Source organism: Alistipes timonensis JC136 (assembly GCF_900107675.1).
Lineage (GTDB): Bacteria > Bacteroidota > Bacteroidia > Bacteroidales > Rikenellaceae > Alistipes > Alistipes timonensis.
Genome location: NZ_FNRI01000001.1, coordinates 461,117 through 482,377, shown reverse-complemented (window position 1 = coordinate 482,377; position 21,261 = coordinate 461,117). Strand labels below are relative to the sequence as shown.

Genomic DNA, 21,261 nt, shown 5'->3' with positions numbered 1-21,261 from the left:
TTCGGGCAGCCTTTATTGTTTCTTGTTTGTCCCGTCCGTCCGGGGGATATGCGGAAATGGACGCATGAAATCGGAACCTAAGGTTGGATTCCGTAACGCCGGAACACCTCCATGTCTTCGGGCCGGAGTCCCGTTTTGCGGTAGGGTACGGCCTCGTTATGGTCGTTCAGATAGCGGCGCGGGGCCTGACGGTCGAAGTCGGGGCTCACGAGCGAAACTTTCGTCGAGAGGAACCGTCCCTGGATCGAAGCCATGTCAGCCATGGTGTGGAACAACGCATGGGTCGTGGCCGGAGCCGTTTCATTAGCCTCGGCGGCGGCGACTTTCCGGGGGAAATGCTCCCGGTAACTCTCCGAGAACCATGCCAGCGATGCCACATAAAGTTGGTAGGCCGTGGTGGTGGGCGAGGCATGCAGGAAGCGTTCGCGGCCGTCATCGATCAGGTCCTCGCCGTGGTCGGCACAGTAGAGCAGCGCCGAGGAGGTGTTTTCGAGCGACCCGAGGTAGTCGATGATTTGCGACAGCACGTAGTCCGTATAGCGAATCGAGTTGTCGTAAGCGTTGACCAGCATCGGGCGGTGCTGTTTGGCGATCGCCACGTCGTCGTCGGGCTGGAAATAGGCGAACTCCCGCGGATAACGCTGGTGGTAGCTGAAATGCGACCCGTAGCAGTGGAGGATGAAAAGGATCTTCTGCTCACTGCTCCTTTCGAGCACTTTGCGCATCTCGTCGAGCAACTGCGTGTCGTGGCGCGGCGAACGAATGTAAATCAGGTGCTTGGCATCGTGGGCCAGGTGGTCGATCATGGCGCCCTGCCGCGACTGGTTGGAGATGAACCACGTATCGAAGCCCGCCTCGTTGAACAACGCCGGAAGTCCCTTGCGGCGGTACAGTTCCTCGTGTTCGTCGGTGGCTACCGACGAGAGGATCAGCGGCACGCTCTTGTGCGTGGTGTTGCTCTGGGTGAGCATATCGCGGAACACCACCAGTCCCTTCTCCTGTGACAGCAAGGGATTGGTCTCGCGTTCGTAGCCGTACAACTGCCAGTTCATGGCCCGCGCGGCTTCACCTATAATATATACATAGACTTCGCGTCCGGGGGCTTCGGCCGTGCGCCGGGCCTCGTAGGTGAAACCTGCGGAGGTCTTTTCGTAATTGAACGACTTGCGGAACTCCGAGCCGCTCAGCCCGAGGTTGTAGAGGATGTTCAGGGGGAAGATTTCGTCGCGCAGCACGTGCCGGTCCTCGCTCACGTGGTAGGCGGGCCACAGGGCCAGCAGTCCCAATGCAAAGAGCGCCGCGCCGGTCAGGCCGATGTTCATGCGTGCCGTGCGGGTGATGTAGCGTTTATGGCCTATCTCGCGCGCCGCGAACCACAGCAGCGGCAGATAGATCACGCAGACCAGCACCACCGAAGGATAGATGTTGCCCAGCAGTTCGCCCGCCTCGCCCGGATTGGTCGTCAGAAGGTTGGTAAACATATCGGTGGCGATGATCGAATTGCCGAAGAGGTACAACAGCACGATCTGGAAGGCACAGAAGAAGATGAACGGGAACGCCAGCCAGATCATCACGCCCGAACGGCGCAGGGCTACGCTCCACATCATGTAGAACCCCAGCGGCATGAGGATCAGCGACTCGACGGTCCACACCGAGTAGGGCTCGGTGTTGGCCAACACACAATTGGGGATAATCAGCGCCACGAAGAAATAGACGGTCAGCAGCGTGGTGAAACGGCTGCGGGTTTTGACAACCCGCCGTCTGTTTTTCCGGTTCGTATCAGCACTCATAAACCAAATAGCTCTTAAAATGCCTCGTTTATGCTTAGCAGGAAACCGCTTGTTTTCTTGCCGAATCCGTAATCGAGGCGAACGTTAACTCTTTTTTTGAGCTCCCACCGGAAGCCGATGCCGTAGTTGGGAAGCGTCTGCGACCAATCGAACTCGCCGAGCGACGGAAACACGTTGCCCGCACCGCCCCAGACCGCACATCCGATCCGCCGCCAGATGCGCTGGCGCAGCTCGATCTGCAGGGTAATCATATCGTTGTCCGTATAACGGCCCTGGTAATAGCCGCGCATCCGCTGGCTGCCGCCCAGCCGGGCGAGCATCGGCCACGGCGTGCCGTCGGTATTGAACACCGCATAGAGGTCGGCGGCGAGGATACCGTCTTTCCACACCCGCTGGTAGGCGTCGGCCGTGAAGGTCGTGCGCCACAGCGTTTTGCCGCAGTTTCCGAGCCCTTTCGGGAAGAGCGTTTCCTGAAAACTCACATAGAGGCCCCGGAACGGATTGGGAATGAAGTCGCGCGAATCGTATTCGAGGATCGCCCCGATACCCGTCGCCGTGTATTTCATCTTCTCTCCGCGGAGGTACGCCGGTTCGGTGAACTTCAAACCCCGCGTGTGTTCGAAACTCACCAGTCCGCCGATGTAGGTGTGGGGCAGGAACTCGTGCAGGTAGCGCCCTTCGACCAGGTAGCGTTTCTCGGAATAGGTGCTTTCGGAGTTGTCACGCCCCGCGTTGTAGCCGATGCCCCAGAAACTACGGGGCGCCGAAGCGAACATCACCGTATAGTTTATACGGCGTTTGTTATGCGCGAAGATGTTGTTTCCCGTTACGCCCAGCGCATAGAATCCCGAAACCGAGACGTTGGCGAAGATCGAAACGTCGGAAGGCGCCGTGATCGAGTCCGTACGGTCGAGGCGGTAGAGTCCCGCAGCCAGCAGACCGATGCCGAAACTCGTGTTCTTCGAATAGCTGGGACCTCCGGCAAACGTGAAGTCGATTTTCTTCTCGAAAGTCTTGTCGATGGTCGACTCGCCGAAATAATCGACGACGCGCCGCAGGAAAGGTTTCTTTCGGGGAGCCTCCTGCGGCAGCGGGGTGTAGGTGTAGTGCAGCGTGTCGCCGTCTGCAATACGGGTGCCCTCCTCCTGGGCCCGGCCCGTGAGGACCGAACCTGAGAGCACGAGGATCAGGACAACGATTCTGCGCACCATCGAGACCTATTTATATTGCTCGATGGTCTCGTAAAAGGCCTCCTTGTCCGCGTCGGAGAGGATGCCCTTGCGCAGGAACACCAACTCGCCCTCCTTCGATACGATCATCAGCACGAACTGATTATTGCAGTCGCCCAACTTCCACGCCGTGCTCAGGATGCGGTCCTGGTCGGCCAGCACCGTGGCGCCGTTCGAAGCCGTGCGTTTCTTGGCCATGCTGCGGGCCATGCCGTTGGGAACCATCGGAGCGTCTTTGAGATTCATCACCCCGAAGCCGTAGATGTTTTCGCTCGCCGCGCGGCCGTTCTTCTCCAGTTCGATGGTGAAATCCTCGTTCTGTTTGTGCCGGTCGGGATCCACGTAGAATATCATCAGGTTCTTTTCGCCGAAATGAGGCAGTTTGGCCGGTTTGCCATCCAGGTCGAGCACTTCGACGTTCTGCACCTTGCGGGGCAACTCCTGCGCCGAGGCTGCCGATGCGGTCAGCGCGAAAGCTGCCAGCATCACGATTACTTTCATCTTCATTACGTTCTGTTTTTGTGGTGTCTAACGAAAACAAATCGCGTCAAAGATACGACATTTCTTCGAACATAGGGAATGTCGGCAGTCCTATTATTGTTCGATTGGTCTCTTTTTTCCGCCTGCAGCGGCGAGGGCGGTGTCGAATCCGTAAAATCCGCTTCCGGAAACGATCAGAAAGACATAGATACCCAGCCATACGAACTCGGGCTCCCCGGCGCCGAGTCCGCCCCAGACGAATGTCAGGAGGACACCCAGCGCCATCAGGAACGCCGCCTGACGCACCCACAGTCCCATGATGACAAGCACGGCCAGCAACACTTCTGCGACCGACACGACGACAAATACGACGGCGGGATTGATGTTGAGCACCGTTGGATATGAAGCTATTATTTCGTTGTAATTTTGTATTTTGCCGATGTTGTGAAACAGCATCATGGCTCCCGCGAACAGCCGCATGTAAAGCACGGCCCAGTCCATGCAGCGGGATTGTCCGATCCGATCAGATATTTTCTTTTCCATGCCCCTGTATTCTGCAATTCGCGTTCCGAAAAAATCGTTATCTTTACGGCATGGAATCGAAAACAAGGATTTTATTCGTCTGTTTGGGCAATATTTGCCGCTCTCCGGCCGCCGACGGCATCATGCACGACATGGTGGAGAAGCAGGGAGTCGCCGACCGGTTCACGATCGACTCGGCAGGCACCTATGGAGGTCACCGGGGCGAACTGCCCGATGCACGCATGCGCAGCGCCGCTTCGCGCCGGGGATATGCATTGACACATCGCTCCCGGCAGGTGAGCGAGGAGGATTTCGACCGTTTTGACATGATTGTCGCTATGGACGACAGGAACTACGAGACGCTCAACCGCCTGGCGCCTTCCCGCGAGGCCGCCCGCAAAATATACCGCATGGCGGAGTTCTGCCGCCGACATCCCGACCGCACCTATGTCCCCGACCCCTATTACGAGGGACACGAGGGCTTCGAGCTGGTGCTCGACATGCTGGAGGATGGATGCGAGGGGATTATGGAATATCTTAGAAATCCAGCCCGAAACTGATGCTGTAGGTATTGCGCAGGAGCGTGTCTTTCTTGGCGAAGAGGTAGGCGAAGTCCAACCGCAGGTGGAGGATGCGCACGCCGGCGCCGACGGTCCAGTAACTCGGATAGTAGTCGCGCTGTTCGCCGTAGTGATAGCCCGTGCGCAGTTGGACCAACTGCATGAGGTTGTATTCCGCACCCACCGACATCTGGAATCCGCGGACCGCTTTCGGGGAGAAATAGTAGCCTACGTCGGTGCCGACGGTGATCTCGTGTGCATCGGAGAGGAACGTGTCGAGAGCCGCACCGACGGTGAAATCCATCGGAAGCGTATAATCCGTATCGTCGACATAGCCGCCCAGATTGCCCAGTTTGGCGCCTGCGCGCAGCGTCGAATAACTGCCGACATTCTCCAGCGGCAGTTGGTAGGCGGCGCTGAGGTCCACGGCCAGCGCATCGGCCGAAATATCCGGGCGTTTCAGGTGCATGTAGCGCGCCACGACGCCGAGCGACCAGTTGTCGCCCATGCGGCGCGAATAGCCCAGGTCTACGGCCATGTCGTTGTTGCCGTGCTCGCGGAGATACTGACGCCAGCCGACCTGTGCGAGGTTGACGTTGTCGAAGCGGCAGAATCCCGATACGGCATAGTAATCGAAATTTTTCTGTCCGTAATAGGACGACGATATCTGCGACGGCATGCGCGAAAAGACAGCCATCGCCGAGTTGTTGTAGATGGCGTGCGAGCCCGAAAGGGTGGTCATCATCACGCCGCCCATGCCGATCGCCTTGGCGTCGGGGCTGGGGAGCGTCGCCTCAATTCTCTGGGCGTATGTCTGGAGTGCGGCCAGGGCCGCAAGCAAGGTTATGAGTCGTTTCATAATTGCAAAGATAGTAAAAAGCGGAATGGGTGCAAAAAAGATGCAAGTTATGTAGGGCGGAGCGCAGTTACCTTCGCTTCGCTCGGTGATCGTTGGCGGCGCGATAACAGTAAACGAGTCGCCGAAAGTCCCCGTGGGAATCCGACCGGAAATAAAAACGTCCGCCAAGTTTGCTTGGACGGACGTTTTTATTTCCAGTCGATGCCTTGCGGCATTTTTTCAACAACTCGTTTGTTGTCTATCGTTTCTTAACAATTCATCGCCCCGCAGCAGTGGATAACCTGACCGCTGACATACGACGAAAGGTCCGAAGCGAGGAACAGCGCCACCTTGGCTACGTCCTCCGGCGTACCGCCGCGGCGCAGCGGAATCTGCTTGTACCAGCCCTCCTTCACCTCGTCGGGCAGCTTGTCGGTCATCTCGGTCATGATGAAGCCCGGGGCGATGGCGTTGGCGCGGATACCGCGAGGACCCATCTCTTTTGCAATGGATTTAGCTAATCCGATCATACCGGCCTTCGATGCCGAGTAGTTGCATTGGCCGGCGTTGCCGCTGACACCCACCACCGACGACATGTTGATGATCGAGCCGCTTTTCTGACGCGCCATGATCGGCGTCACGGCATGGATGAAGTTGAACGCCGATTTGAGGTTCACCGTCAGCACGGCGTCCCACTGAGCCTCGGACATGCGCATCATCAGGCCGTCCTTCGTGATGCCGGCGTTGTTGACGAGGATGTCGATGCGTCCGAAATCCTTCACGATCTGGTCGATGACCTGATGCGTCTCTTCGAAGTTCGCGGCGTTCGAAGCATATCCCTTGGCCTTTACGCCCAGCGCGGCGATCTCAGCCTCGGTGGCTTTGCCGTTCTCGTCGATCACGAGGTCGGTGAACGCCACGTTGGCGCCCTCTTTGGCAAATTCGAGTGCGATGGCCTTGCCGATGCCGCGTGCGGCGCCGGTCACAACGGCCACTTTTCCATCCAGTAATTTCATAATACTTATATTTTAAGGTAATATCTGTCGATTTTGCGGCACAAAGATAGTACAAGGCGAGAGGAATGCCAAATTTATTTGGGCATTCCCGAGCCGCAGCCTATCTAAGGCGAAGCCAAAGATACTACAAGCCGAGGGCAAATGCAAACGGAGTTTGCGGTTTTGCCGAGGCGCAGCCTGTCCAAGACCGGGTTTTGCCCCGTCAAATATAGGAAAAATATCTTAAACCGTTTTTCGACGAACCCATTTTCGGCATTTTTGCTTATCTTTACCCGCTGTAAAAGCATTTCACAAAATCCCTAACGATAATGAAAAGAGATTCCCAGATTTTCGATTTGATTGCCGCCGAGCGCAGCCGCCAGATGCACGGCATCGAGCTGATCGCCTCGGAGAACTTCGTCAGCGACCAGGTGATGGAGGCCATGGGCTCGGTTTTGACCAACAAATACGCCGAAGGCTATCCAAGCGCCCGCTACTACGGAGGCTGCGAGGTCGTGGACAAGGTCGAGTCGCTGGCCATCGAGCGCATCTGCAAGCTCTACGGCGCGGAATACGCCAACGTGCAGCCTCACTCGGGCGCGCAGGCCAACATGGCCGTTTTCTTCGCCTGCATGCAGCCGGGCGATACCTTCATGGGCCTCGATCTGGCACACGGAGGACACCTCTCGCACGGTTCGCCGGTCAACATGTCGGGTAAATATTTCAATGCCGTGGGCTACCAGCTGGACGAGGCCACCGGCGTGATCGACTACGACGCCATGGAGCGCAAGGCGCTGGAATGCAAACCCAAGCTGATCGTCGGCGGCGCCTCGGCCTACTCGCGTGAATGGGACTACAAGCGCATGCGCGAGATCGCCGACAAGGTGGGGGCGCTGCTGCTCGTGGACATGGCCCACACGGCCGGACTGATCGCCGCCGGGCTGTTGGAGAATCCCGTGAAATACGCCCATATCGTCACTTCGACGACTCACAAGACCCTGCGCGGACCGCGCGGTGGCATTATCCTGATGGGTAAGGACTTCGAGAACCCCTGGGGCCAGACCACGCCGAAGGGCGTAGTGAAGATGATGTCGCAGATACTCAATTCGGCCGTTTTCCCGGGCATCCAGGGCGGTCCGCTGGAGCACGTCATCGCCGCCAAGGCCGTGGCTTTCGGCGAGGCGCTGGAACCCGCCTACAAGGAGTACCAGGCACAGGTGCAGAAGAACGCCAAAGCGATGGCCGCCGCTTTCGTGAAGCGCGGTTACAAGATCGTTTCCGACGGTACGGACAATCACCTGATGCTGGTCGACCTGCGCACGAAGTTCCCCGAGCTGACGGGCAAGCTGGCCGAAAAATGCCTTGTGGCCGCCGACATCACCACCAACAAGAACATGGTGCCGTTCGACAGCCGGTCGCCGTTCCAGACTTCGGGTCTGCGTTTCGGAACCCCGGCCATCACGACCCGCGGCCTGAAGGAGGACAAGATGGATTACATCGTCGAGCTGATCGACCGCGTGCTGCACGATCCGGAGAACGAGGCGAATATCGCCGCCGTCCGCAAGGACGTGAACGCCCTGATGGCCGACTATCCGCTTTTCGCGTGGTAAGATGAGAGAGGTCATCGACTTCTTCCGCCGCCTGCACGACAACAACACCCGGGAGTGGTTCGACGCCAACCGCGCCGAATGGACCCGGGTGAAGGGGCGGTTTGCGGATTTCACCGGACAGTTGATCGACGGCATCGCGTCGTTCGATCCCACGGTGCGGGGCCTGCGTCCGCAGGACTGCACCTACCGCATCGCCCGCGACACGCGCTTCTCGAACGACAAGTCGCCCTACAAGACCTATATCGGCGCCTACATCGCCCCGAAGGGCAAGAAATCGGGCTTTGCGGGATACTACTTCCACATCGAACCCTGTGCCGATTCGCTGGTGTGGTGCAATCTGCTCTCGGCAGGTGCCGTCTGCATCGAGCCGACAGTCCTGCGTTCGATCCGCGAGGAGGTTCTCGACAACGGTGCGGAGATCGAAGCGGCTATCAAAAAGGCAAAGGGTTTCCGTCTGAGCGAAAGAAACAAACTTAAGCGGGTTCCGACGGGGTTTCCTGCCGACAGCGAATATGCCGAGATGCTGAAGCTGAAAGATTTTTACATTGACCAGCCGATCACCGAGGAATACCTGCTCGCTCCGGACCTGCTGGACCGCACGGTCGAGGAGTTCCGCCGCACGCAGCCGTTCGTTGCCATCCTGAACCGCGCCATACAGTACGCCTACGACGAAATGATGTAAGCGTTTCCGCATATCATTGAGAAAGGTCGACCCAGCGGGGCCGACCTTTCCTATTGTTACTCCACGGTCACCGATTTGGCGAGGTTGCGGGGCTGGTCGACGTTGCGGCCCTTGTACACCGCAATGTAGTAAGCCAGCAGTTGCAGCGGTACCGACACCACAATCGGCATAAGGCACTCGGCAATGACCGGAACCTCGATCACATAGTCCGCCGAGCGGCGCACCTGTCGGTCGTCGCGGGCGATGACGGCGATGATCTTGCCGCCACGGGCCCGGATTTCCTCGATGTTCGATGCGGTCTTCTCGTAAGTGTGGTCCGGCGTGGCGATGGCTACGGTGGGCATCTCGGCGTCGATCAGCGCGATGGGGCCGTGCTTCATCTCGGCGGCGGGGTAGCCCTCGGCGTGGATATAGGAAATCTCTTTGAGTTTCAAGGCGCCCTCCAATGCAGTAGGGTAATTGTATCCGCGGCCCAAGTAAATAAAATTGTGGGCATAGGTGAATATCTTCGCCAGGTCGGCGACCTGCGGCGCAACCTTCAACACCTCCTCCAGCGTTTCGGGCAGGTAGAGCAGGGCGCTCGAAACTTCGTGGTAATATGCGTCCGAAACGGTTTCTCTTTCGCGGCCGACGGCCAGCGCCAGCATCGCCATCACGGTCACCTGCCCGGTGAAAGCCTTCGTCGAGGCGACGCCGATTTCGGGTCCGACGTGAATGTAGGCCCCCGAATCCGTCGCCCGGGCGATGGACGATCCCACGACGTTGCAGATGCCGAAGACGAAAGCCCCGGCCTTGCGGGCCAGCTCCACGGCGGCCAGCGTGTCGGCCGTTTCGCCCGACTGCGACACGGCGATCACAATGTCGTCTTCACGGATGATGGGATTGCGGTAGCGGAACTCCGAGGCGTATTCCACCTCGACGGGAATGCGGCAGATCGACTCGATAAGGTGCTCGCCGATCAGCGAGGCGTGCCACGAAGTGCCGCACGCCACGAAGATGATGCGCCGGGCATTCACGAACTTCTCGCGGTGGTCGATCACCCCCGAGAGCTTCACCTCGCAGGTGTCGGGATTGATGCGTCCGCGGATGCAGTCCACGAGTGTCGAGGGTTGTTCGTAAATCTCTTTGAGCATGAAATGAGGATAGCCGCCTTTCTCGAGCTGCGAAATGGAGAGCTGGAGCTTGCGGATGTCGATCTTTGCATCGTGGTTGTCCAGCGTCACGACTTTCAGGGGCTTGTCGCGCTCGATCACGGCGATCTCCCCGTCGCCCACGTAGACGAAATCCTGCGTGTATTCGATGATCGACGCGGCATCGGACGAAAGGAAATACTCGCCCTCGCCGATGCCCACGACCATCGGGCTGCTCTGTCGTGCGGCGATGATCCGGTCGGTGTTGCCCTTTTCGACGACGGCGATGGCATAGGCCCCGACCACTTGGCGAAGCGCCTGCTGCACGGCTTCGAACAGCGAACAGCCGTTCGTCTCGCGGACATATTCGATCAGGTTCACCAATACTTCGGAGTCGGTGCTGCTGCGGAACGTGTAGCCGTTCTCCACGAGCGCATCTTTCAGCACACGGTAGTTTTCGATGATGCCGTTATGTATCAGGGCGATGCTCTCCGATTCGGAGTAGTGGGGATGGGCGTTGGCATCGTTCGGAACCCCGTGCGTGGCCCAGCGCGTGTGCGCGATGCCGATGGTTCCGCCGAGGTCCTTGCCCTCGAGGAAATGTTCCAGGTCCGAGACCTTGCCTTTGCATTTGAAAACGTGGAGGGTCCCCGTTGCGTTGACCAGCGCAATTCCCGCACTGTCGTAACCCCGGTATTCGAGGCGGTGCAGACCCTTCACCAGAATCGGACAGGCATCACGCCGGCCGACATATCCTACAATTCCGCACATCTGCTTTTTCGGTATTTGTCCGGGTTAAAAATAGTAAAATATTTTACGAATATTCGCAAAAAAAGGGCGGGAATTTACACCCGCCCTGTCGATTTTTTGGAAACGAAGCTGTTTTTCAGTCGGTTACCTGACGTATTTCCGCATCTCCTCCACGATTCCGGCGTTGCCTGCGACGATCGAGATGCCGCGGTCACGGCGGAGGTCGCAAACGACGCCTCCGGCCTCCCGGAGGATCAGTTCGGCGGCGCAGACGTCCCATTCGTGGAGCGCCAGCTCCCAGTAACCGTCCAGCAGCCCTGCCGCGACACAACTGATGTCGTAGGCCGCCGATCCCAGTCGCCGGACGTCCCGCACGTAGGGGATGATTCGGGCGACGTTGTCGCTGTTGTTGTCCGGATTCACGTCCTTGTCATAGGGGAATCCCGTTGCGATTACCGACGTGGCAAGCGCCTGCTTTTCCCCGACGCGGATGCGTTCCGGTTCCCGCGAAGCGTATTGCAGGAAAGCCCCGCTGCCTTTTACGGCGGTGAACAACTCGTTCAGATAGGGGGCATAGACCACGCCCACGACCGTCTCGCCCTTGTGCTGCAGGGCGATAGAGACCGCGAAGACGGGCAATCCCTGGCTGTAATTGGTCGTGCCGTCCAACGGATCGACCACCCAGCGCCAGTCGCTTTCCGCACTGCCGCGGCTGCCGCCTTCCTCGCCCAGAACGGCGTGGTCGGGATAGCGTTCCGCAATCATCCCGGCAATCAGCTCCTCGCTCTCCTTGTCGGCGCGCGTCACCACGTCGTAGACGTTGGATTTGGTCCGGATGGCGAGCTTGTCGCTCCGGAAGTAGGCGAGGTGGATCCTTCCGGCTTCCCGGGCCATTCGAACGGCAAATTCCAGCAGTTCTTCGTACATCGTCACTTGCTTTCGGCGAAATACTTGTAAAACAGCGGAATGGTCTCCACGCCCTTGTCGAACTGCTCGAGCCCGTAGCTCTCGTTCGGCGAGTGGATGGCGTCCTCGGCCAGTCCGAAGCCGATCAGCAGCGATTTGATGCCCAGGATTGACTCGAATCCGCTGATAATGGGGATCGAACCGCCCGAATAGAAGGGCAGGGGCTTTTTGCCGAAAGTCGCCTCGACGGCCCTTTCAGCCGCCTTGTAGGCCGGCATATCGGTCGGGGAGACGTAGGGCATGCCGCCGTGGAGCGACTTCACCACCACTTTCACGCTCTTGGGTGCGATGGCATTGAAATGCTTCTCGAAAAGTTCCGAAATTTTGCGGTAGTCCTGATTCGGGACCAGGCGCATCGAGATCTTGGCCGAGGCTTTCGCGGGAATCACCGTCTTGGTGCCTTCGCCCGTGTAGCCGCCCCAGATGCCGTTGACATCGAGCGACGGACGCACGCCCGTGCGTTCCAGCGTCGTGTAGCCCGCTTCACCCTCCACGTCGCCGATTTCCAGCGATTTCTTGTAGTCCTCCATGCTGAACGGAGCCTTGTTGAACGCTTCGCGTTCCCCGGGCGTCAGCTCACGCACATCGTCGTAAAAGCCGGGGATCGTCACACGGCCTTGGTTATCTATCAAACTGGCCACCAGCCGCGTCAGCACGTTGGCCGGATTGGCCACCGCGCCGCCGAACAACCCCGAGTGGAGGTCCTTGTTGGGGCCCGTCACTTCAACCTCCATATAAGCTAACCCGCGCAAACCGCATGTGATAGAGGGTGTTTGCATCGAAATCATCGAAGTGTCCGACACCAATATAATATCGGCTTCGAGCATCTCCTTGTTCTCCTCGCAGAAGCGGTAGAGGCTCGGCGAACCGATCTCCTCCTCGCCCTCGAGCATGAATTTTACGTTACAGGGCAGCGTGTCCGTGGCGCACATCGCCTCAAAAGCCTTGGCGTGCATCCACAACTGGCCTTTGTCGTCGTCCGCCCCGCGGCCCCAGATGCGGCCCTCCTTGATGACGGGCTCGAACGGTTCGGTGCGCCATTCGTCGCGCGGGTCCACGGGCATCACGTCGTAGTGGCCGTAGACCAGCACCGTTTTGGCCTTCGGGTCGACGATCTTCTCGGCGTAGACCACCGGATTGCCTTCCGTAGGCAGCACGTCAGCACGGTCGGCGCCGGCTTTGGCGAGTGCTGCGGCGAGGAACTCCGCACAGCGCAGCATATCGGGCTTGTGTTCGCTCTGCGCGCTGATCGACGGAATACGCAGCAGATCGAACAACTCGCTGATAAACCGCTCTTTATTCTCTTTTATGTAAACTTTTGCTTTATCCATTGGACTATTTGATTTTTTGCAGTACGTAATTCTCCGCCAACGCTCCCGAGACGGGGTGTTTTTCAGCGTCGAGCATGCGCAGTCGGTTTTCCTCAATCTTGTAGTACTCTTCCGAGCCGTCGTCGAGTTGGGACAGGGTCAGCAGGTTCTCCTTAACAGTGAAAACGCCCGTCTCGTCGAACTCCGCATCGCGGTCGATGTATTTCATGTGCAGCTCGTATGTGCTGTCGGGATTGAGCTTCAGCGTCGTTTGTATTCCCGGGCAGTCCGCCGCCGGGAGGGTTCCTTCGTAGGTTCCCAGGTAGTCGAGCGACGTTTCGGCAGTGTGCATGTCGGGCACCGCCGCGGTTGTAGTCTGCGTTTCGGCGGCAGCTTTCTTTTTCGGGGCATTTCCGCCGCAGGCGACCAGCGCGAGCGCTGCGGCGAGGATCAATACGTTCTTCTTCATTGTCTTAAATATTACAGATATCTTTGATTTCGGCAATGAACCGCTGCGCCAGCGCGTCGGCCTCGTCCATCGACTTGGCTTCGGTGTAGACGCGGATGATCGGCTCGGTGTTCGACTTGCGCAGGTGAACCCAATTCTCCGGGAAGTCGATCTTCACACCGTCGATATCGTTCACGTTATCATTGGCGTAACGGCTCTTTACCTCACGCAGCACTTTATCTACATCGATGGCCGGCGTCAGTTCGATCTTGTTCTTCGAAGCGTAGTACGAGGGATAAGTGGCACGCAGCTGGGTCATCGTCATGCCTTTCCGGGCCAGCCACGTCAAAAAGAGTGCCGTTCCCACCAGCGCGTCGCGTCCGTAGTGCAACTCGGGGTAGATGACTCCGCCGTTGCCCTCGCCGCCGATTACGGCGCCGACCTCCTTCATCTTCGTTACAACGTTGACTTCGCCGACGGCCGAAGCGTAGTATTTGCCTCCATGACGCTCCGTAACGTCGCGCAGGGCACGCGACGAGGAGAGGTTCGAAACCGTGTTGCCGGGATTTTCCGAGAGGATATAGTCGGCGACGGCTACCAGCGTGTACTCCTCGACGAACATCGAGCCGTCTTCCGAGACGAACGCCAGCCGGTCCACGTCGGGGTCGACCACGATGCCTACATCCGCTTTCTCGCGCACCATTGCCTCCGATATCTGGGTGAGGTTCTGCGGCAGCGGCTCGGGGTTGTGGGCGAATTCGCCCGTGGGCTCGCAGTTGAGCTCCACGACCTCACAGCCCAGTTCGCGCAGCAGTTTGGGCATGACGATACCGCCCACCGAGTTCACGGCGTCGACGACCACTTTGAAGCGGCGTTTGCGCACGGCTTCAACATCGACCAGCGGCAGCGCCAGCACGCGGCGGATATGCTCGTCGTTGAAATCTTCGCGCGACAGCACATGCCCGATGGCGTCGATCGCGGGGTAGTCGTACTCCTCTTCCTCGGACATCGCCAATACCTGCTTGCCCTCGGCGTCGTTCAGGAATTCGCCGTCGGAGTTCAGCAGTTTCAGGGCGTTCCACTGACGGGGATTGTGCGAGGCGGTGATGATGATGCCGCCGTCGGCTTTTTTCGTGATGACGGCCATTTCCGTTCCCGGGGTGGTGCACAGCCCGACGTTGATGACGTCGGCTCCGCAGGCCAGCAGGGTGCCTTCGACGAGGTTCGAGACCATTTCGCCCGAAATCCGGGCGTCGCGTCCTACGACTATGGTAAGTTTTTTGCCCGGTGTACGGCGGGCGATCAGACGCACGTAGGCCGTGGTGAATTTCACGACGTCGGGCGGCGTCAGGTTCTCTCCTGCGGGACCTCCGATGGTGCCGCGGATGCCCGAAATGGATTTGATAAGAGTCATGTTTTATTCGGTTTTGGATATACTTATATTTATGAAATATTCGCTTCGAAGTTTTGATATTCGAGGTAAATATATTACTTTTATGCCAATTATGGAAATTAAAAAACCACTATTATGAGAACGATCCCCGCTTCCGAATTGATTATCAACGACGACGGTTCGATATTCCACCTGCACCTGCATCCCGGACAACTTGCCGACACCGTGATACTGGTCGGCGATCCCGGCCGCGTGGCGCTCGTGGCCGGATTTTTCGACAAAAAGGAGTGCGAGGTCGAGAACCGCGAGTTCAAAACCGTGACGGGTACCTATAAGGGCAAGCGCATGACGGTCCTCTCGACCGGCATCGGCATCGGCAACATCGACATCTGCGTCACGGAGCTCGATGCGCTGGCCAACGTCGATTTCGCCACGCGGCAGGAGAAGGCCGTGAAGAAGCAGTTGACGCTGGTACGCCTCGGCACGTCGGGCGCCATTCAGCCCGACATCAAAGTCGGCGAGTTCGTCTTTTCGCGCACCTCGTGCGGTTTCGACGGCCTGCTGAGCTACTACAAGGGCCGCGACGGAGTCTGCGACCTGGCGCTCGAGGAGGCTTTCGTGAAGCACACGGGCTGGTACGAGAAGATGCCGCGTCCCTATTTCGTCAATGCCGACAAGACGCTGTTCGAGCATTTCAGCGACGTCACGCGCGAGGGCATCACCATCGCCGCCCCGGGCTTCTATGCCCCGCAAGGCCGCTGGGTGCGTCTCGAACCGCATGACGCACACCTGAACGAGAAGATCGAGTCGTTCAGCTTCGAAGGCCGCCGCATCACCAACTTCGAAATGGAGGGTTCGGCGCTGGCGGGTCTTGCAGCCCTGATGGGCCACCGCGCCGCCACGATTTGTACGATCATCGCCCAGCGCATCGCGCAGGACGTCAACACGGACTACAAGCCGTTCGTGAAGAAGATGATTCAAACGGCCCTCGACAAACTGGCAATTTTAGAGTAAGAAACCATAACAGAAAAAAACAGAGACAAACGTATGAAATTTTCCGTATCAAGCTCGGCCCTGCTTTCGCTGCTGGCTACCACCGGCAAGGTTATCAGCAATAAGAACACGCTGCCTATCCTGGACTACTTCCTTTTGGAACTCAGCGGCAACACGCTGCAGGTCACCACGTCGGACCTCGAAACGACGCTCGTCGGACAGATCGAGGTGGACAGCGTGGAGCGCGAAGGTACGATCGCCGCGCCGGCCAAACTGATGCTCGACTCCCTGAAGGAGTTCCCCGAACTGCCGCTGACCATCGAGGTCAACGACAAGAACTGGGAAATCACGATCAACTGGAAGAGCGGTTCGCTTTCGATCCCCGGCGCCAGCGCCATAAGCTATCCCGCCGTACCGGTGCTCAGTGCCGAGAAAAAGGAGCTCAGCCTGAACGTCGACACGCTCGTGAACGGCATCAACAAGACCATCTTCGCCACGGCGGACGACGAATTGCGTCCGGTGATGAACGGCATCTATATCAACCTGGCCCCTAATGTACTGACATTCGTGGGTACCGATGCGCATAAACTCGTGAAATACGAGGCCGAGACCGAAAACGAGGTGACCGCCTCGTTCATCCTTCCCAAGAAGCCCGCCAACCTGCTGAAGTCGGTGCTGCTGAAGGAGGACGATGCGATCGAGATGGCATTTGATTCGAAGAACGCCCTGTTCAAGCTCAAGAGCCATACGCTCGTGTGCCGCCTGATCGAGGGCAACTATCCGAACTACAATGCCGTGATTCCGGCGAACAACCCCAACAAGGTGTTGGTGGACCGCATCGAACTGGTCAACGGCATCAAGCGCGTGGCTGTCTGCTCGAATCCCACGACAAACCTTATCCGTATGGACATCTCCGGCAACCAGATCAACCTCACGGCCCAGGACATCGACTTCTCGGTGTCGGCTAACGAGACGATCTCGTGCAGCTACGACGGACAAGCCATCTCGATCGGCTTCAAGTCGACGTTCCTGGTCGAGATTCTCTCGAACATGGAGACCCCGACGGTGGTGGTGGAGCTGGCCGATTCAACCCGTGCCGGCGTCTTCAAGCCCGTTTACGACGACAAGCAGACCAGCGCGACGCTGATGCTGCTGATGCCGATGATGATCAACGCATAACGGCTGTCAGATGAAGTTAAACCTCAAACGCCCGATCATTTTCTTCGACCTCGAAACCACCGGCATAGATACCGCCAAGGACCGGATCGTCGAAATTTCGATGGTCAAAGTCATGCCCGACGGCGAGGAGATCACCAAAACCCGCCGGATAAACCCCGAGATGCACATTCCCGAGGAGGCCACGGCCGTACACGGCATCACGGACGAGGATGTGAAGGACTGCCCGACGTTCGCGCAGGTCGCCAAGTCGCTCGAGCAGTTCATCCGCGGCTGTGATTTCGGCGGTTTCAACTCGAACCGCTTCGACCTGCCGGTGCTGGTCGAGGAGTTCCTGCGGGCGGGTGTCGACGTGGATTTCAAGCGCCGTAAGTTCATCGACGTGCAGAACATCTTCCACAAGAAAGAGCAGCGGACGCTGGTGGCGGCCTACAAGTTCTACTGCGACAAGAACCTCGAGGACGCCCACTCGGCCGAGGCCGACACGAAGGCTACCTACGAAGTGCTGATGGCGCAGTTGGACCGTTATGACGATCTGGAGAACGACATCGACAAGTTGGCCGAATACTCGTGCCGCGCCGAGGCGGCGGACTATGCCGGGCGCATTCTCTTCAACGAAAAGGGCGAGGAAGTTTTCGGATTCGGCAAGTACAAGGGACGTTCGGTGGCCGAAGTGTTCCGCATCGAGCCCAGCTACTACGCGTGGATGATGAACGGCGATTTCCCGCTCTACACCAAGAAGGTCATCACCGAAATCCGGATGCGCGATAAACTGAAATGACGATGAAACAACTCTGTGCCACAGCCCTGATGATCGTGTGGGCCCTCTGCGCTTTTGCGGCGGAGAAGTCCGGAACGATCGTCTACATCAACGGCTCGAAGTTCTACATCCATACCGTCCAGCCGGGCGAAACGCTCTACGGGCTCTCGAAGACCTACGGCGTGGGCGAAAAGGTGATCTTAGAGAACAATCCCTCGATCGCCCGCGGGCTGAAGACGGCCGAGAACATCAAGATTCCTTTTGTGAGCGATGTTCCCGAGCCGAAGTCGGATAAAAAGCTGCGCAAGACCTTCGATTTCCATTTCGTGTCGAAGGGCGAGACGCTTTACGCCATCTCGCGGCAGTATGAAATTCCCGTGAAGACCATCCTGGAAGACAATCCCAACCTCGATCCGCTGCACATGCGCCTCGGGGAGCGCATTCTGATCCGCAAGAAGCAGATCGGATCGGAGGACGAAGCCGGGACTAAAGAGCAGTGGGAGGAGTACCGCCAATCGCTGAACAGCGTCGCCGACGAGGGCACGGCATATCATATCGTCCACCCGGGCGAGACGTTTTATTCGCTCTCGCGGCGTTTCGGAATCTCCGAGACCGAACTCAGCCAGCTCAACGGCGGGCTGAAACCCGCGGATCTCAAGGCCGGAGCGATGATCAAAATCCCGCAGTTGGACGGCGCCGTGACGGCGGAAGTTGCCGACAGCCTGCACCGGGACAGCGTGGTCGCTGCGGAACCGCAGGCCATTCCTATCGAATTCCGGGCCTTGCGCCGCAGCGAGCCGCTCAATGTGGCGCTGCTGTTGCCCATTGCTACGGGCGGCGAGGCCAACGGCAACTACCTGGAGTTCTACCAGGGTTTCCTGCTGGGGATTGACAGCATTAAGATCCGGCAGGGCATCTCGGTGAACGTCCATCTCTACAACACGGCCCGCGATACGGCCCGCATCCGCGAGATCGTCGAGCGGGACGAGGCGTTCCGCAAATCGGACCTGATTATCGGCCCGATCTATGAAGAGGGACTCGCTCCGGTGATTCGCTTCGCCGAGGAGAAAAAGGTGCCTGTGGTATCGCCGCTGGCCCATATCGCCGACCATAACAGCGACGTGCTGTTCCAGTTGGCTCCCGATCCGTCGCTCAAATATGAGAAAGCGGGGGATCTGGTGGACGGCGGCAAGCGTGTGACGCTGATCTACACCGCATCGACCGACAAGGAGTTCGAACGCGAGATACTGGCGTTGCTGGGGGATTCGGAATATTCCCGGTACACCTATAAGTATGAGCATCCGACGGTGCGCTCGTCGAACAGCCCGAGCGACCTCACGCCGCTGTTGGAGAACGGGCAGGACAATGTTTTCATCATCCTCTCGGACAACAGTGTCGACGTAGAGCGCATCCTTGCGGCCCTGGCGTCTGCCGATACGAGCATCACGAGCCGCGGACGCACGGCGCCCCGTTTCGTGGTGCTGGGCAACCCGCGCTGGAACCGGTTCAACACTATCGACCGTGCCATCTACTTCAAGGACCGCGTGGTCTTCTTCTCGGCTTACCACGCCAAGCGTGATTCCGAGATTGTGCGGACATTCGACAGCGCCTACATCCGGGCGTTCGGAGCACTGCCGACGCTCTACTCCTACCGGGGTTACGACACAGCCGTGATCTTCGCCCCGGCCATGTACGGCGATATCGAGTACGACCTCGAAGACCGCCGCTATGCGCCGTTGCAGACCGTGTACCGGTTCGGCCAGGGTGAGGGACGCGAGAACCACATCAACCGCAACTGGATGCGCGTCAACTACAACAGTGACTTCACGATAACCATTGAATAGCAGAATCATGGCAACTCTGACCAATACGATCCCCGAGAAAACCATCGAGCGCCTGAGCGAATACCGCCGCACGCTGCTCGCCAGCCACAAGCAGGGCATTACGCACATCTTTTCACACGTGCTGGCCGGCATTCACGGCATTACGGCCGTGCAGGTGCGCCGAGACCTGATGCTGATCGGCTTCTCGAGCGACACGAAGAAAGGCTACGACGTGCAGGTATTGATCGAATATATCAGCCGGATCCTCGACAGTCCTTCGCCAATGAATATCGCGGTGCTGGGTATGGGTCACCTGGGACAGGCCATCACCAAGTATTTCAACGGCAAGGGCCTCAAACTGAAGATCACCGCAGCGTTCGATGTCGACCCCGAGAAGGTCGGCAAGACCATCGACGGCATCCCGTGCTACCACATGGACACGTTCGAGGAGGTGGTCGAGGACAAGGACATCTCGATCGTCATCGTCTCATCGCCGACGAAGGTGGCCCCGACGCTCGTGCTGCCGATCATCAACGCCGGCATCAAGGGCGTGCTGAACTTCACCTCCACGCCGCTGAATTTCCCGCAGGGAATCATCGTCGAGAACTACGACATTACGACGCTGCTGGAAAAAGTCGCCTATTTCGTCAAGGAGAACGAGGAGATCAGCAATGCCTGAAACGAAACAACGGAACGGTATACGGGTATTTCACGGTTTTGACGCACTTCCGCACTTCGTCCATCCGGCCGTGACCGTCGGCTCCTACGACGGCGTGCACCGGGGGCACCGGGCGCTGATCGAGCGGCTCGTGGCCGAAGCCCGCGCCGCAGGGGGAGAGAGCATCGTGCTGACGTTCGAACCGCATCCGCGCATCACGCTCGGCCGTGGCGAGGGGTTGCGACTGCTGACGACCCTCGACGAGAAGATCGCCCTGCTCGGGGATTTGGGCGTGGACAATGTGATCGTCATCCCTTTCGACCGGGCTTTCAGCGCCCTGACAGGCGCAGAGTTCGTCGAGGAGTACCTGATTGGAAAGGTCGGCGCCGAGACACTCGTCGCAGGCTATAACCACCGCTTCGGCCACGACCGGGTCGACTGCGACGCGCTTGCGGCGACGGGCCCTTTGAAAGTCGTGAAAGTGGGGCCGTGCACGGTCGACGGCGTGCGCGTCAGTTCGACGCTGATCCGCCGGCTGCTGGAAGAGGGAAAGACCGAGGAAGCCGCCCGCCTAAGAGGCGTCCGCTTAAAAAGCGGGCTTTAGGGCGATTGATCCTGACCTGCGTTGCCAAACTGAAAACAAATAAATAAGGAAAACATGTTAAGCCACGATTGTCAGATACGGGTGTGGTACAAGCACACCGACCAGATGGCCATCTGCCACCATTCGAACTACATTTGCTACTACGAAGCCGCCCGCAGCGAATTCCTGCGCGCGCTGGGCATGTCGTTCGCCGAAGTCGAGCGGCGGGGCATCATGATGCCGATCCTCGAAGTGCAGTCCAAATACCGCAAGCCGGCCTATTTCGACGAACTGCTTACGGTGCGCATCTCATTGCGGGAAATTCCTTCGACGCGCATCAATTTCTACTACGAGATTTTCAACGAGCAGGGCGACCTGCTGAATACGGGGATGACCCAGTTGGGATTCATTCACAGCGATTCGCGCCGTCCCTGCCGCTGTCCCGAATGGTTCCTCGACCTGATCCGAAAGGACTGGGCCGAATAAGACGGTCTGTTTCGGGTCTGTTTTTCATGCCGCTTCGGAGAGCGAAGCGGCTTTTTCGTATCTTTGGCTTCGCCTTAGA

General features: G+C 58.4%; 21 protein-coding genes. 10 read left to right on the top strand and 11 right to left on the bottom strand.

The features are described from left to right. Positions 1-77 precede the first annotated feature (77 nt). From BLU78_RS01920 to BLU78_RS01905, 4 genes are all read right to left on the bottom strand, one after another. Positions 78-1,790: a phosphoethanolamine transferase family protein gene (locus tag BLU78_RS01920; protein ID WP_010259761.1), complete on the bottom strand. Its 1,713-nt coding sequence runs from the start codon at positions 1,788-1,790 to the stop codon at positions 78-80. 14 nt (positions 1,791-1,804) lie between these two features. Continuing rightward, positions 1,805-3,001, bottom strand: coding sequence for a BamA/TamA family outer membrane protein (locus tag BLU78_RS01915; RefSeq protein WP_010259760.1), 1,197 nt, complete (start codon positions 2,999-3,001; stop codon positions 1,805-1,807). Between the two features lie 6 nt (positions 3,002-3,007). Further along, on the bottom strand, positions 3,008-3,526 hold the full coding sequence (locus BLU78_RS01910) for a hypothetical protein (protein ID WP_010259758.1): 519 nt from the start codon (positions 3,524-3,526) through the stop codon (positions 3,008-3,010). Positions 3,527-3,613: 87 nt separating this feature from the next. After that, complete coding sequence (locus tag BLU78_RS01905; protein ID WP_231290725.1) at positions 3,614-4,042, bottom strand: DoxX family protein; 429 nt, start codon at positions 4,040-4,042, stop codon at positions 3,614-3,616. Positions 4,043-4,092: 50 nt separating this feature from the next. Between BLU78_RS01905 and BLU78_RS01900 the strand changes: the two genes are divergently transcribed. Continuing rightward, complete coding sequence (locus BLU78_RS01900) at positions 4,093-4,581, top strand: low molecular weight protein-tyrosine-phosphatase (RefSeq protein WP_010259755.1); 489 nt, start codon at positions 4,093-4,095, stop codon at positions 4,579-4,581. Here the strand turns inward: BLU78_RS01900 and BLU78_RS01895 are convergent. Next, positions 4,559-5,440, bottom strand: coding sequence for a PorV/PorQ family protein (locus BLU78_RS01895; RefSeq protein WP_026020599.1), 882 nt, complete (start codon positions 5,438-5,440; stop codon positions 4,559-4,561). The two genes, BLU78_RS01900 and BLU78_RS01895, sit on opposite strands and share 23 nt — an antisense overlap. Before the next feature lie 248 nt (positions 5,441-5,688). Next, complete coding sequence (gene fabG, locus BLU78_RS01890) at positions 5,689-6,435, bottom strand: 3-oxoacyl-[acyl-carrier-protein] reductase (RefSeq protein WP_010259750.1); 747 nt, start codon at positions 6,433-6,435, stop codon at positions 5,689-5,691. A 308-nt stretch (positions 6,436-6,743) separates the two neighbouring features. On the opposite strand from fabG, the gene glyA reads away from it, so the two are divergent. Continuing rightward, complete coding sequence (gene glyA / locus BLU78_RS01885) at positions 6,744-8,024, top strand: serine hydroxymethyltransferase (RefSeq protein ID WP_010259748.1); 1,281 nt, start codon at positions 6,744-6,746, stop codon at positions 8,022-8,024. Position 8,025: 1 nt separating this feature from the next. After that, positions 8,026-8,706 carry a DUF2461 domain-containing protein gene (locus BLU78_RS01880; RefSeq protein WP_010259746.1) on the top strand — a complete coding sequence of 227 codons (681 nt, stop codon included), beginning with the start codon at positions 8,026-8,028 and terminating at the stop codon, positions 8,704-8,706. 56 nt (positions 8,707-8,762) lie between these two features. On the opposite strand, the gene glmS is transcribed toward BLU78_RS01880, so the two are convergent. The 5 genes from glmS to glmM form a co-directional block, all read right to left on the bottom strand. Further along, entirely contained in the window at positions 8,763-10,607 is a 1,845-nt protein-coding gene (glmS, locus tag BLU78_RS01875; RefSeq protein ID WP_010259744.1) for a glutamine--fructose-6-phosphate transaminase (isomerizing), read from the bottom strand. Between the two features lie 123 nt (positions 10,608-10,730). Continuing rightward, positions 10,731-11,513: an inositol monophosphatase family protein gene (locus tag BLU78_RS01870; RefSeq protein ID WP_010259742.1), complete on the bottom strand. Its 783-nt coding sequence runs from the start codon at positions 11,511-11,513 to the stop codon at positions 10,731-10,733. 2 nt (positions 11,514-11,515) lie between these two features. Next, on the bottom strand, positions 11,516-12,883 hold the full coding sequence (locus tag BLU78_RS01865) for a dipeptidase (protein ID WP_010259740.1): 1,368 nt from the start codon (positions 12,881-12,883) through the stop codon (positions 11,516-11,518). Between the two features lie 4 nt (positions 12,884-12,887). Further along, positions 12,888-13,331 (bottom strand): copper resistance protein NlpE, encoded by a 444-nt coding sequence (locus tag BLU78_RS01860; protein ID WP_010259738.1) that lies wholly within the window; start codon positions 13,329-13,331, stop codon positions 12,888-12,890. A gap of 4 nt (positions 13,332-13,335) precedes the next feature. Continuing rightward, positions 13,336-14,724, bottom strand: a complete 1,389-nt coding sequence (glmM, locus tag BLU78_RS01855; RefSeq protein WP_010259735.1) for a phosphoglucosamine mutase — start codon at positions 14,722-14,724, stop codon at positions 13,336-13,338. A gap of 114 nt (positions 14,725-14,838) precedes the next feature. Here glmM and BLU78_RS01850 point away from each other — a divergent pair, with 114 nt between their 5' ends. Genes BLU78_RS01850 through BLU78_RS01820 form a run of 7 tightly spaced genes read left to right on the top strand, consistent with a single transcriptional unit; the run spans position 14,839 to position 21,182 of the window. After that, positions 14,839-15,717 carry a nucleoside phosphorylase gene (locus BLU78_RS01850; RefSeq protein WP_010259731.1) on the top strand — a complete coding sequence of 293 codons (879 nt, stop codon included), beginning with the start codon at positions 14,839-14,841 and terminating at the stop codon, positions 15,715-15,717. Positions 15,718-15,750: 33 nt separating this feature from the next. Next, the gene (dnaN, locus tag BLU78_RS01845; RefSeq protein WP_010259728.1) at positions 15,751-16,875 is read left to right on the top strand and encodes a DNA polymerase III subunit beta; all 1,125 of its coding nucleotides are present in this window, start codon (positions 15,751-15,753) and stop codon (positions 16,873-16,875) included. A 10-nt stretch (positions 16,876-16,885) separates the two neighbouring features. Continuing rightward, on the top strand, positions 16,886-17,653 hold the full coding sequence (locus BLU78_RS01840) for a 3'-5' exonuclease (RefSeq protein WP_010259726.1): 768 nt from the start codon (positions 16,886-16,888) through the stop codon (positions 17,651-17,653). Continuing rightward, positions 17,650-19,476 carry a LysM peptidoglycan-binding domain-containing protein gene (locus tag BLU78_RS01835; RefSeq protein WP_010259725.1) on the top strand — a complete coding sequence of 609 codons (1,827 nt, stop codon included), beginning with the start codon at positions 17,650-17,652 and terminating at the stop codon, positions 19,474-19,476. Before BLU78_RS01840 ends, BLU78_RS01835 begins: the two co-directional genes overlap by 4 nt. 7 nt (positions 19,477-19,483) lie before the next feature. Beyond that, positions 19,484-20,134, top strand: coding sequence for a redox-sensing transcriptional repressor Rex (locus tag BLU78_RS01830; protein ID WP_010259722.1), 651 nt, complete (start codon positions 19,484-19,486; stop codon positions 20,132-20,134). Then, the gene (locus BLU78_RS01825; protein ID WP_010259719.1) at positions 20,127-20,717 is read left to right on the top strand and encodes an FAD synthetase family protein; all 591 of its coding nucleotides are present in this window, start codon (positions 20,127-20,129) and stop codon (positions 20,715-20,717) included. Before BLU78_RS01830 ends, BLU78_RS01825 begins: the two co-directional genes overlap by 8 nt. A gap of 54 nt (positions 20,718-20,771) precedes the next feature. Next, on the top strand, positions 20,772-21,182 hold the full coding sequence (locus tag BLU78_RS01820) for an acyl-CoA thioesterase (protein WP_010259716.1): 411 nt from the start codon (positions 20,772-20,774) through the stop codon (positions 21,180-21,182). The last annotated feature ends 79 nt before the right edge of the window (positions 21,183-21,261 follow it).